Annotated in this window: 12 protein-coding genes and 1 riboswitch; of the genes, 7 read left to right on the top strand and 5 right to left on the bottom strand. The window is 60.8% G+C overall.

Features of this window, described 5'->3' with window-relative positions; genetic code table 11:
• The first annotated feature begins 76 nt into the window (after positions 1 to 76).
• From AC1RR7_RS10545 to AC1RR7_RS10530, 4 genes are all read left to right on the top strand, one after another.
• On the top strand, positions 77 to 1,072 hold the full coding sequence (locus tag AC1RR7_RS10545; RefSeq protein WP_102619722.1) for an ArsR/SmtB family transcription factor: 996 nt from the start codon (positions 77 to 79) through the stop codon (positions 1,070 to 1,072).
• Between the two features lie 18 nt (positions 1,073 to 1,090).
• A complete protein-coding gene (gene metK, locus AC1RR7_RS10540; protein WP_096817710.1) occupies positions 1,091 to 2,281 on the top strand; it encodes a methionine adenosyltransferase in 1,191 nt (396 codons plus the stop codon).
• A gap of 147 nt (positions 2,282 to 2,428) precedes the next feature.
• Positions 2,429 to 4,108 carry an NAD-dependent DNA ligase LigB gene (ligB, locus tag AC1RR7_RS10535; protein ID WP_493157332.1) on the top strand — a complete coding sequence of 560 codons (1,680 nt, stop codon included), beginning with the start codon at positions 2,429 to 2,431 and terminating at the stop codon, positions 4,106 to 4,108.
• 96 nt (positions 4,109 to 4,204) lie between these two features.
• The gene (locus AC1RR7_RS10530) at positions 4,205 to 4,600 is read left to right on the top strand and encodes a DUF1090 domain-containing protein (RefSeq protein ID WP_085731609.1); all 396 of its coding nucleotides are present in this window, start codon (positions 4,205 to 4,207) and stop codon (positions 4,598 to 4,600) included.
• Positions 4,601 to 4,652: 52 nt separating this feature from the next.
• Here AC1RR7_RS10530 and AC1RR7_RS10525 read toward each other — a convergent pair whose 3' ends face one another.
• The gene (locus AC1RR7_RS10525) at positions 4,653 to 5,102 is read right to left on the bottom strand and encodes a c-type cytochrome (protein ID WP_096817705.1); all 450 of its coding nucleotides are present in this window, start codon (positions 5,100 to 5,102) and stop codon (positions 4,653 to 4,655) included.
• 128 nt (positions 5,103 to 5,230) lie between these two features.
• On the opposite strand from AC1RR7_RS10525, the gene mltA reads away from it, so the two are divergent.
• Positions 5,231 to 6,403, top strand: coding sequence for a murein transglycosylase A (mltA, locus tag AC1RR7_RS10520; RefSeq protein WP_493157330.1), 1,173 nt, complete (start codon positions 5,231 to 5,233; stop codon positions 6,401 to 6,403).
• A 49-nt stretch (positions 6,404 to 6,452) separates the two neighbouring features.
• Here mltA and AC1RR7_RS10515 read toward each other — a convergent pair whose 3' ends face one another.
• Positions 6,453 to 6,836, bottom strand: coding sequence for an MAPEG family protein (locus AC1RR7_RS10515; protein WP_102619717.1), 384 nt, complete (start codon positions 6,834 to 6,836; stop codon positions 6,453 to 6,455).
• A 35-nt stretch (positions 6,837 to 6,871) separates the two neighbouring features.
• Positions 6,872 to 7,705, bottom strand: a complete 834-nt coding sequence (locus AC1RR7_RS10510) for an EamA family transporter (RefSeq protein ID WP_096817687.1) — start codon at positions 7,703 to 7,705, stop codon at positions 6,872 to 6,874.
• 237 nt (positions 7,706 to 7,942) lie between these two features.
• Here AC1RR7_RS10510 and AC1RR7_RS10505 point away from each other — a divergent pair, with 237 nt between their 5' ends.
• A complete protein-coding gene (locus AC1RR7_RS10505; RefSeq protein ID WP_493157328.1) occupies positions 7,943 to 9,208 on the top strand; it encodes a cation:proton antiporter in 1,266 nt (421 codons plus the stop codon).
• Here the strand turns inward: AC1RR7_RS10505 and AC1RR7_RS10500 are convergent, their stop codons facing one another.
• Both AC1RR7_RS10500 and AC1RR7_RS10495 read right to left on the bottom strand, forming a co-directional pair.
• The gene (locus tag AC1RR7_RS10500; protein WP_192559194.1) at positions 9,209 to 10,096 is read right to left on the bottom strand and encodes a formate/nitrite transporter family protein; all 888 of its coding nucleotides are present in this window, start codon (positions 10,094 to 10,096) and stop codon (positions 9,209 to 9,211) included.
• 73 nt (positions 10,097 to 10,169) lie between these two features.
• The gene (locus AC1RR7_RS10495; protein ID WP_007959686.1) at positions 10,170 to 10,577 is read right to left on the bottom strand and encodes an acyl-CoA thioesterase; all 408 of its coding nucleotides are present in this window, start codon (positions 10,575 to 10,577) and stop codon (positions 10,170 to 10,172) included.
• Positions 10,578 to 10,774: 197 nt separating this feature from the next.
• Positions 10,775 to 10,873, top strand: a riboswitch (S-adenosyl-L-homocysteine riboswitch).
• Positions 10,874 to 10,896: 23 nt separating this feature from the next.
• Here AC1RR7_RS10495 and ahcY point away from each other — a divergent pair.
• Positions 10,897 to 12,306: an adenosylhomocysteinase gene (gene ahcY, locus AC1RR7_RS10490; protein WP_127800358.1), complete on the top strand. Its 1,410-nt coding sequence runs from the start codon at positions 10,897 to 10,899 to the stop codon at positions 12,304 to 12,306.
• The last annotated feature ends 26 nt before the right edge of the window (positions 12,307 to 12,332 follow it).

Genomic DNA, 12,332 nt, shown 5'->3' with positions numbered 1-12,332 from the left:
CATCCATCGAGCAATATCAAAACTTTTTGATATTGACCTTGCGGTGTTTTCCGGCCGTCTCTAGACTGCTGGCCCTATGAACTTACGCGTGCCTTCCATTCGCCATGACGATTGCGACGAGCTGGCGGCCCTGTGCAAGGCCGGCGGCGATCCGCTGCGGCTGAATGTATTGCGCGCCCTGGCCAACGATTCGTTCGGCGTTCTGGAACTGGCGCAGATCTTCGATATCGGCCAGTCCGGCATGAGCCATCACCTTAAAGTGTTGGCACAGGCGGATCTGGTGGCGACTCGCCGTGAAGGCAATGCGGTTTTCTATCGCCGCGCCCTGCCCCACACCGAGTTGCTGGGCGGCAAGTTGCACGCGGCGTTGTTAGAAGAAGTCGACAATCTGGCGCTGCCGGCCGACGTGGAAACGCGGATCGCACAGGTACATGGGCAGCGTGCTGCCAACAGCCAGGATTTTTTCTCACGGGTCGCAGAGAAATTCCGCGCCCAGCAGGATTTGATTGCCGGCCTGCCGCAGTACCGTGAAAGCGTGCTGGCCCTGCTCGACAAACTGAATTTCGATGGTGCAGCCTCGGCCATCGAAGTCGGCCCCGGCGATGGTGCTTTCCTGCCGGAACTGGCCCGTCGTTTCGGCACCGTAACCGCACTGGACAACAGCGCGGCGATGCTCGAACTGGCCCGCCAGGTATGTGAACGTGAAAAGCTGGCTAACGTCAGCCTGCAATTGGCCGATGCATTGAATGGCGTGAGCCTTCAGGCCGATTGCGTGGTGTTGAACATGGTGTTGCACCATTTCGCCGCGCCGGCCGAAGCGCTCAAGCACATGGCCAGCCTGCTGCAACCGGGCGGTAGCCTGCTCGTGACAGAGTTATGTAGCCACAACCAGAGTTGGGCCAGGGAGGCCTGCGGTGATCTGTGGTTGGGGTTTGAACAGGACGATCTGGCCCGTTGGGCCACCGCTGCGGGACTCGTTCCCGGGGACAGCCTCTATGTAGGCTTACGTAATGGTTTCCAGATTCAGGTCCGCCATTTTCAGCGACCGACTGGCGACACTCACCATCGGTAAATTCAGGAAAACATCGAGATGAGCGAATACTCCCTCTTCACCTCCGAGTCCGTGTCCGAAGGGCATCCGGACAAAATCGCCGACCAGATTTCCGATGCGGTGCTGGACGCCATCATCACCCAGGACAAACACGCACGCGTTGCCGTGGAAACCCTGGTCAAGACTGGCGTGGCCATCGTTGCCGGTGAAGTGACCACCAGCGCCTGGGTCGATCTGGAAGAGATCGTGCGTAACGTGATTCTCGACATCGGCTACAACAGCTCCGACGTCGGCTTCGACGGCGCGACCTGCGGCGTGATGAACATCATCGGCAAGCAGTCCCCTGACATCAACCAGGGTGTTGACCGTGCCAAGCCTGAAGATCAGGGCGCCGGCGACCAGGGCCTGATGTTCGGCTACGCCAGCAACGAAACCGACGTGCTGATGCCAGCACCGATCACCTTCTCGCACCAGTTGGTTCAGCGCCAGGCCGAAGCCCGTAAATCGGGTCTGCTGCCTTGGCTGCGCCCGGACGCCAAGTCGCAAGTGACTTGCCGTTACGAAGGCGGCAAGGTTGTGGGTATCGACGCTGTTGTTCTGTCGACCCAGCACAACCCTGAAGTGTCGTACAAAGACCTGCGCGAAGGCGTGATGGAGCTGATCGTCAAGCACGTGCTGCCTGCCGAACTGCTGAGCAAGGACACCCAGTTCCACATCAACCCGACCGGCCAGTTCATCATTGGCGGCCCGGTAGGTGACTGCGGTCTGACCGGTCGCAAGATCATCGTCGACAGCTACGGCGGCATGGCCCGTCACGGCGGTGGCGCGTTCTCCGGCAAGGATCCATCGAAGGTTGACCGTTCGGCCGCCTACGCTGGCCGTTATGTTGCCAAAAACATCGTGGCCGCCGGCCTGGCCGAGCGTTGCGAGATTCAGGTTTCCTACGCGATCGGTGTGGCCCAGCCTACTTCGATCTCGCTGAACACCTTCGGTACCGGCAAGATCAGCGATGACAAGATCATCAAACTGGTCCGCGAAGTGTTCGACCTGCGTCCATACGCAATCACCACCATGCTCGACCTGCTGCACCCGATGTACCAGGAAACCGCAGCCTACGGCCACTTCGGCCGCGCTCCGCAGACCAAGACCGTTGGCGAAGACACCTTCACCACGTTCACCTGGGAAAAAACCGACCGCGCCGACGCACTGCGTTCTGCTGCCGGTCTGTAAGACTTCCCTGGCGGTACAAGAAGCCCCGCACGGTTCGCGCCGTGCGGGGCTTTTTCATGGCCGCGAAACAGCCGGCAAAACAGCCGACCGACCCGCTTGAAAATCCCGGCTAGCCTTCAGGTATCTCTCCGAGCAAGGACGCTCACGATGCTTGCCACACTGCGCCTGTTTTTCTTTTTCCTGCTGTTTTCCCTCCACCTCAATGCTGTCGCTGACGATTGCCCCGCCTGGCCAGCAGGCCGGGCACAAACCGAAATCGTCGCCCTGCAACAGCAGGTCGATCAGTGGGACGACGCCTATCATCGGGAAGGCCAATCACTGATCAGCGACGAACTCTATGATCAGTCCCGCACCCGACTCGGCGAATGGCGCGAGTGCTTCAAACTTCCTCCACCGCTCAAGCCGTTACGGACGGCGTCAGGTCCGGTCGCACATCCGATCGCTCATACCGGCCTCGACAAACTTCACGACGCAGCGGACATCGAAGCCTGGCTGCACGATCGCAAGGACGTCTGGGCACAACCCAAGATCGACGGCGTGGCCGTCACGCTGGTCTATCGCGCCGGACGTTTGCAGCAGGCGATCAGTCGCGGCGACGGAGTTCGCGGGCAGGACTGGACTGCATCGACACACAAGATCAACGCCATTCCCCGACAACTGACACAACCGCTGGACCTGTCAGTGCAGGGTGAACTCTATTGGCGACTGAACGACCATATCCAGGCCCGTGCCGGCAGCGCCAACGCCCGAGCGACAGTCGCCGGCCTGATGGGACGCAAGGACTTGAGTGCCGAACAGGCAGCAGGCATCGGACTTTTTGTCTGGGACTGGCCGCTGGGCCCAAGCAGCCTCACAGAGCGAATCACCGGACTGGCATCACTGGGCTTCGCCACGACTGAACCTTACAGCCATCCCGTCAGCAATCTTGCCGATGCGCAAAAGTGGCGTGATCACTGGTATCGCTCACCGCTGCCCTTCGCCAGTGATGGCATCGTCTTGCGCCAAAGTCTGCGCCCTGCGGCCGAACGTTGGCAGGCGCGCTCGCCTTTCTGGGCCGTGGCCTGGAAGTACCCGTTTGCCCAAGCGCTGGCCGATGTACGCAAGGTCAATTTCAAGATCGGCCGTACCGGGCGCATCACCCCCGTGCTGGAACTGGCGCCGGTCATGCTCGATGATCGCCAGATCAGACGCGTCAGCGTCAGCTCACTCAAACGCTGGCAGGAACTGGACATTCGTCCCGGCGATCAAGTGGCGATCAGCCTGGCCGGGCTGACGATTCCGCGACTCGACAGCGTTGTGCTGCGCAGCACAGAGCGCGTCGAGCTGAACGCTCCACTCGCCAGCGACTTTCACGCGCTAAGCTGCTGGCAACCAACGCCCGGATGCGAGGGTCAGTTCCTCGCGCGCCTGACCTGGCTTGGCGGCAAGCAAGGGCTGGCACTGCCCCATGTCGGGCGCGGTACGTGGGAGAAACTTCTGGAAACAGGCCGCCTGAACAGCCTGCTGGATTGGTTGACCCTCGACGGGCCAGAGCTTGCTAAGATTGCCGGCCTCGGCGAACGCAGCAGCGCTCGCCTGTCGCACAGTTTTCACAGCGCTCGCCAACGGCCGTTCACCCAGTGGCTCAAAGCCCTCGGGCTGCCGCCGACCGGCCAGGCTTCTTTGGCTGACTCATGGCAAGCGCTGGCACAACGAAATACCGAACAATGGCAGGCAGAGCCCGGAATCGGCCCCGGTCGCGCGGCGCAATTGAGCGCTTTTTTCCGCGACCCGCAGGTGCTGGTCCTGAGTGAAACCTTACGTGCCGCCGGAATCGACGGTTTCTGAACATGCATCCCGGTACGCCGGGAACCCAACGGTCGCCGAGGCGCTCCAAGAGCGCAGTGCTTTCACGACCCGATTGCCTTTGCACATGGAGCTTTTATGAAATTTCTCGCACCGCTCGCCATGCTGACTCTTTGCGGCGTAATGGCCGCCCCCGCGATGGCTGGCGAAGACGCCCCGGGCCTGACCGGTTGTGCTGCCAAGAAGCAAGGCATCATCAATCAGATCGAGCAGGCCAAGTCCCGTGGCAACGCCGACCAGCAGGCCGGCCTCGAAACCGCCTTGCGCGAAGTCACCGAACACTGCACCGACGCCGGCCTGAAAAAGGAACGTGAAAACAAGGTGCTCGACGCCAAGCACGAAGTCAGCAAGCGTCAGGCTGACCTCGACAAGGCCATGAAGAAAGGCGATCCGGAGAAGATCGACAAGCGCAAGAACAAGCTCGCCGAATCGCGCAAGGAATTGCAGGACGCGCTGGACGAACTGGACAAGTAATCCGCCAGGCAACGTGCGGTGAAAGAGCCCTCTCCTTCACCGCACCTCAGGATCAATGATCCCGAAACTCTTTATGACAGGCACTGCAGGCATCTTCGACCTTCTGCACCGCCGGCCCCAGGTTGCTGACCTTGTAAGGCTGAACCTTGCTGGCGATCACCAGTTCACCAGTGGCGGCCTCAAGGGTGCGGGCCATCTCCTGGAAACGTGCCTGTCGCTGCCAGACATCATCCTTGGCGCTGGTGTGATCTTCTTCGCGCACCGAAGGGAAATGCTTCCACGGTTCATGGGACAGCGCATCGAGCTTGACCGCGCCTTCCGTGAACTTCGGCCCGTCGAAGGCAATGCGCCCGCGCAGCATGCCGCCCAGGTCTTCGCCGGTCTTGAGCATCTGCTTGAAGATCGCCTTGCGCTGGCCCAGCGGGGAATTCGGATCGACACCGCCGCAGGCGGACAAGGTCAGACAGGCCAGCAATACAACAGAAAGTCTTTTAAGAGTCATGGTGGCTTCAGGTCACGGAATTCGGCGGCCAGTATCCTCGCGTCACCGCCAAACACCAATAGCCCTATTAATAATACGGGTTGCTGGCGCGCATGGAGCACGCCTGCAACCGACACAGGAAATTCTCCATGAACAGCCGTTTCAAGGCCTGGCGTCACCCACTCATCGCAACCCTGCCGCTGCTGGCCATCCTCGCCGGCTGCACCGGGGGCGACAGTGCCAAGCCGAAAACCCACGCACTGGCCACTTACTCCAGCGCCACCTGGGAAGCGCTGCCCGCAGTGTCCGACAACGATCTGGTGGCCGGTTTCGGTTCGTGGCGCAGCGCCTGCACCCGGCTCAAGGCTGACCCGACCTGGGGCGCCACCTGCGCGGCGGCCGCCAATGTGCCGCAAAGCGCCGGCGACATCCGCAGCTTCCTCAAGCAGCACCTCGACGTCTTCGGACTGCGCGCCGAGCACGACAATCCCAACGGCCTGATCACCGGCTACTACGAACCGGTCTACCCCGGCAGCCTGACGCAAACAGCGACCGCCAACGTGCCGGTGTACGGCGTGCCTGAAGACATGATCATCGTGTCCCTGGACAGCATTTACCCCGAGCTGAAAGGCAAACGTCTGCGCGGACGCCTCGAAGGTCGCGTGCTCAAGCCTTACGACGACGCCGCGACCATCGAGACCAAAGGCGTCAAGGCACCGGTGGTGGCGTGGTTGACCGATCCGATGAACCTGCAATTCCTGCAGATCCAAGGTTCGGGGCGAATTCAGACCGATGACGGCCGGCAACTGCGCATCGCCTACGCCGACCAGAATGGTCATCCGTATCGACCAATCGGCCGCTGGCTGGTGGAACAGGGTGAGCTGAAGAAAGAAGACGTGACCATGGGCGCCATCAGCAACTGGGCCAAGGCCAATCCGTCGCGTATTCCGGAGTTGCTCGGCAGCAACCCGAGTTATGTGTTCTTCACCCGCAACCCGGACAGCAACGAAGGACCGCGCGGCTCGTTGAATGTGCCGCTGACCGCCGGTTACAGCGCAGCGGTGGATCGCAAGGTGATCCCGCTGGGCAGCCTGCTGTGGCTGTCGACCACTCGCCCTGACGGCACGGCACTGGTACGCCCGGTAGCCGCGCAGGACACCGGCGGCGCGATTGCCGGCGAAGTTCGTGCAGACCTGTTCTGGGGCACCGGTGAGGCCGCCGGGCAACTGGCCGGTGACATGAAGCAGCAGGGGCAGATCTGGATGCTCTGGCCCAAAGGCGCGGCGCTGCCGCAAGTGCCGCAGGTGGCCGACAAACTGTAAGCGCAACGCAAAAGATCGCAGGCCTCGTCAGCCTGCGATCTGTTCAGCTTCAGACCGAAACGAAGAAGAAACTGGCGATCAGCCCCATCCCGACAAACCACACCAGCGACCGCAGAATCGCCCAGTCCGCCAGATAACAAATGATGTAGAGCAGACGACTGGTGATGAACAGCACCGCCAGTACATTCACCGTCACCAGTTCCGCCGTGCCCACCAGATGCGCGACGATCACCGCCGCCGCAAACGCCGGCGTCACTTCAAAACTGTTCAGTTGCGCCGCATGGGCCCGTCGGGCCAGACCGTTCAGGCTTTCAAGAAAGTCCCGAGGATCGTGATTGTCGCTGAGCCGATAACCACCGACAGCCTTGGCCACGCCCGTGCACACATAGGGCAGAAAGATCGCAATCAAAACGCACCACAGAGCCACCGTCATAACGCCGTCCTTCTTCAGTTTTTAGAGTTGGCGGGTCAGAACTTCATCACCAGCATGCCGATCAGCACCAGCCCACAGGCTAAGAGCCGTGGCCGGCCGAAAGGTTCTTTCAGGTAGCGCATGCCAAACAGCACCACCAGAATCACGCTGATTTCACGCAACGCCGCCGCTTCGGCAATCGACCCCAGTTGCATCGCCCACAGCACCAGAGCGTAGCTGAACAACACGCAGAACCCGACCGCCAGTCCCAGCTTCCATTGTTCGCGCCAGAACAGCATGAACGCCGGCCGCTTGGCCACCCACGCCAGCAGCGGGAACGGCCACGCGCTGAGCAGCGTGACCCAGACCAGGTAATCCAGTGGATGCGACCAGCGCCGCAAGGCCTGGCCATCGATGTAGGTGTAGCAGCCGATGCACAACCCGATCAGCGCCACCACCGGCAACATCGACCATGGCAAGTGTTTCCCGCCGCCGCCCTGCCAGAGCAGGCAGGCCATGCCCAGCGGGATCAACATGATCCCGAAGATCTGCTGCGTGGTCAGCACTTCGCCGGCAAAGATCAGGGTCAGCGCCAGTACCACCAGCGGCGACAAACCGCGCATCAGTGGATAAACCAGGCCCAGGTCGCCGACCCGATAGGCCTGGATCAACAGGTAGCGATAGAGCAGCTCGAACGCCGCCGACGCCAGAATCCACGGCCAGATTTCCTGCGGCGGCAGGCTGATGAAAGGAAACGCCAGCGCGACAAACAACAGCGCCACGGTGTCCATGCAGGCCACCACCAGCAACCGTTCGGCGCTGAACTTGATCAGGGTATTCCACGCTGCGTGCAACAGCGCCGCCACCAACACCAGAGCTGTCGCCAGCACGTGTCACTCCTTCATTCTTGTTTTTGAACCTGAGCCATTTGATCAGGTCTTTGATTCGCGATGTGTCAGGCGCTGTTTATACGTCAAGCGCCCCCGTCGCAACCGGTTGCGCACAGACAAATCTCAAAAAATCCTGTCTGGGCGACACAATTGTGCCCCCACCCGGCATCTGCCCATCCAACCCTTGCGTCCACGAACGGGCGCGCTGTCTTTTCACCCCCATCCAAAGGACCCCGGATGCTTGAACTCGTCGCCGCTTTCATCTGCCTCACCACCCTCCTCACTTTCGTGAATTTCCGCTTCATCGGTTTGCCTCCGACCATCGGCGTGATGGTTACCGCACTGATGTTTTCCCTGTTGCTGCAAGGCCTGAGCCTGCTCGGCTACCCCGGCCTCGAAGAGCGCGTACAGCAACTGATCGGCCAGATCGACTTCAGTGATCTGCTGATGAACTGGATGCTGTCGTTCCTGCTGTTCGCCGGCGCCTTGCACGTCAACCTGAACGACCTGCGCAGCTACCGCTGGCCCATCGGCCTGCTGGCGACGTTCGGTGTACTGATCGCCACCGCCGTGATCGGCAGCCTCGCCTATTACATCTTCGCCCTGTTCGGCTGGCACGTGAGCTTCCTCTACTGCCTGTTGTTCGGCGCGCTGATTTCCCCGACCGATCCAATCGCGGTGCTTGGCGTGTTGCGTACGGCCAATGCCTCGAAACCGCTGAAGACCACCATCGTCGGCGAATCGCTGTTCAACGACGGCACCGCCGTGGTGGTGTTCACCGTGTTGCTGGGCATCGCGCAATTGGGCGAAACCCCGACCATCGGCGCCACCGCCATGCTGTTCGTCCATGAAGCCGTCGGCGGTGTGCTGTTCGGCGGGCTGATCGGTTATCTGGTGTACCTGATGATCAAGAGCATCGAGCAGCACCAGATCGAAGTCATGCTGACCCTGGCGCTGGTGATCGGCGGTTCGGCGATGGCCACCGAGCTGCACGTCTCGGCGCCGATTGCGATGGTGGTCGCCGGTCTGATCATCGGCAACCTCGGTCGCAATCTGGCGATGAACGACATGACGCGCAAATACCTGGACGGTTTCTGGGAGTTGCTCGACGACATGCTCAACGCCCTGCTGTTCGCGCTGATCGGCATGGAGCTGTTGCTGCTGCCGTTCAACTGGCTGCACGTGGCGGCGGCGAGCCTGCTGGCACTGGCAATTCTGCTGTCGCGCCTGCTCACCGTGGCCCCGGCCATTGTCCTGTTGCGCCGCTGGCGCACAGTGCCGCGCGGCACCATCCGGATCCTGACCTGGGGCGGTTTGCGCGGCGGTGTTTCGGTGGCGTTGGCCTTGGCCCTGCCGCTGGGCCCGGAACGCGATCTGCTGCTGAGCATCACCTACATCGTGGTGCTGTCGTCGATTCTGTTGCAGGGCCTGACCATCGGCAAACTGGTCAAGCACGCGACTCGCGACGAGCCGGTAACGGCTGCCGAGCCCGCTCACCACTGATCATTTCTTGATCGGCTGCGGATCGGGCTTTTCGGCCTGGTCCGCAGACTCCTTCGGTTTTCCACTTTCGCTGCGGATCTGCGCATGGCTGATCAGGGCGAAGATGAAACTGCCGCCGATGATATTCCCCGCCAATGTCGGTCCGGCAAATACCGCCCAGAAATCACTCCACGGCAACTCGCCGGCAAACACCAGATACGACACTTCCGCCGAGCCCACCACGATGTGGGTGAAGTCGCCCAGCGCCATCAGGTAGGTGATGAGGATGATGATCCACATCTTCGCGCTCTCCATGGACGGGATCATCCAGACCATGGTGGCGATCATCCAGCCGGAAACGATGCCCTTGGCGAACATCTGGCTGGCGTGGTTTTCCATGACCTTGCGGCCGATTTCGAGGAAGGCGGCGTCGGTCTTGCTGTCGAAGATCGGCAGCTCGAGCATCACGTAAGCCACCAGAATCGTGCCGCACAGATTGCCGAACAGTACGACTGTCCAGAGTCGGATCAGTCGGCCGAAGTTGCGGATCGTCGGTTTGGTCATGACCGGCAGCACAGCGGTCAGGGTGTTTTCGGTGAACAACTGCTGGCGGGCGAGGATCACCGCCAGAAAGCCTGCGCAGTAGCCGAAGCTGGCGATCACCTTGAATTCGTCACCCTCGGGCAACCGGGAATTGAGCAGGCCCATGCCCATCAGCGACAGGCCCATGGTCAGCCCCGCCGCCAGCGCCGACCACCACAGCGCGGCAATGCTGCGCTCCAGTTCCTGGTCGCCCTGTTTACGGATGATTTCATGCAGGACTGCCGCGCGGGGCGGCTGGTTTTTCTCGACTTCGTGCTGTTCCTTGGCCGAGAGGTCGGGGGTCTTGCCGTCTGTTGGCGTGGTCATGGCGGGAAACCGGTGGCGGGGTCATAAAACTACGACACGCGCCATTCGGCTTCCGTTCTACAGAACGCGCCGATTACTCGGTAACGGGCGTTTCATCCTTGAACTGGTCTTTGACGTATTTGATTTCGGTCCGCCCGTGCGGTGCCGGCAGGCCGTCTTCACCGAGGTTGACGAAGACCATCTTCTCGACCGTCAGGATGCTCTTGCGGGTGATCTTGTTGCGCACTTCACAGGTCAGGGTGATCGAGGTGCGGCCGAACTCGGTGGCGGTGATGCCCAGCTCGATGATGTCGCCCTGGCGCGAGGCGCTGACGAAGTTGATCTCGGAAATGTACTTGGTCACCACACGCTGGTTGCCCAGTTGAACGATGGCGTAGATCGCGGCTTCTTCGTCGATCCAGCGCAGCAGGCTGCCGCCGAACAGGGTGCCGTTGGGGTTGAGGTCTTCGGGTTTTACCCATTTGCGGGTGTGGAAATTCATGTTCACTCCTGAGCGTTTGCCGAAAGATGGGCGCCATCTTGGCAGACTGATCGGTCATGCTCCATGAGGCTTCTACTATGGTCGCGATTGGCGATCTTCATTTGGCCGACAGAAACCCTTTGGAAGATCAGTCTAGACGGCTATAATCGCCCCCGTTTCAAAACGGTAACGTTCACTTGATACCGTTTTCCCGCCACCTGTCCGAGGGGCGCTGCAGCAGGTTCAACCTGTCAGGCTCGGATGGGGCGTTGACTGGCTCAGGCCGGACACTAAACGCACAACGGCGCCCATTCGCATACATTACGAATGGAGGCTCTTCATGAGCGCTGTTATCACGCCTGCAGATTTTAACGATTACAAAGTTGCCGACATGTCCCTGGCTGCCTGGGGCCGTCGCGAAACCATCATCGCCGAGTCGGAAATGCCGGCCCTGATGGGTCTGCGCCGCAAGTACGCTTCCGAGCAGCCGCTGAAAGGCGCAAAAATCCTCGGTTGCATCCACATGACCATTCAGACCGCCGTGCTGATCGAAACCCTGGTTGCCCTGGGTGCCGAAGTTCGCTGGTCGTCCTGCAACATCTTCTCGACTCAGGATCAGGCCGCTGCTTCCATCGCCGCTGCCGGCATCCCAGTTTTCGCCTGGAAAGGTGAAACCGAAGAAGAGTACGAGTGGTGCCTGGAGCAGACCATCCTGAAAGATGGCCAGCCATGGGACGCCAACATGATCCTCGACGACGGCGGCGACCTGACTCAGCTGCTGCACGACAAGTACCCACAGGTTCTGGATCGCGTTCACGGCGTGACCGAAGAAACCACCACCGGCGTACACCGTCTGCTGGACATGCTGGCCAAGGGCGAACTGCGCATCCCGGCCATCAACGTCAACGACTCGGTGACCAAGTCCAAGAACGACAACAAGTACGGCTGCCGTCACAGCCTGAACGACGCCATCAAGCGTGGTACTGACCACCTGCTGTCCGGCAAGCAAGCGCTGGTCATCGGCTACGGTGACGTGGGCAAGGGCTCGGCCCAGTCCCTGCGTCAGGAAGGCATGATCGTCAAAGTATCCGAAGTCGACCCGATCTGCGCCATGCAAGCCTGCATGGACGGTTTCGAACTGGTTTCGCCGTTCATCGACGGTATCAACGACGGCACCGAAGCCAGCATCGACAAAGCGCTGCTGGGCAAGATCGACCTGATCGTGACCACCACCGGTAACGTCAACGTTTGCGACGCAAACATGCTCAAAGCCCTGAAGAAGCGCGCCGTTGTCTGCAACATCGGTCACTTCGACAACGAAATCGACACCGCTTTCATGCGCAAGAACTGGGCATGGGAAGAAGTGAAGCCACAGGTACACAAGATTCACCGTACCGGCCCGGGCGCTTTCGACGCTCAGAACGACGACTACCTGATCCTGCTGGCCGAAGGCCGTCTGGTGAACCTGGGCAACGCCACCGGTCACCCGAGCCGCATCATGGACGGTTCGTTCGCCAACCAGGTTCTGGCCCAGATCTTCCTGTTCGGCCAGAAGTACGCCGACCTGTCGCCAGCCCAGAAAGCCGAGCGCCTGACCGTTGAAGTACTGCCGAAGAAACTCGACGAAGAAGTGGCCCTGGAAATGGTTCGCGGCTTCGGCGGCGTGGTCACCCAACTGACCAAGCAACAGGCTGACTACATCGGCGTGACCGTCGAAGGCCCGTTCAAGCCGCACGCTTACCGCTACTAAGTAAGAGCAGCTGCGAGCTTCAAGCT

Source organism: Pseudomonas sp. GW821-FHT11G12, from assembly GCF_058808055.1.
This window is presented reverse-complemented; position numbering and strand designations above follow the sequence as displayed.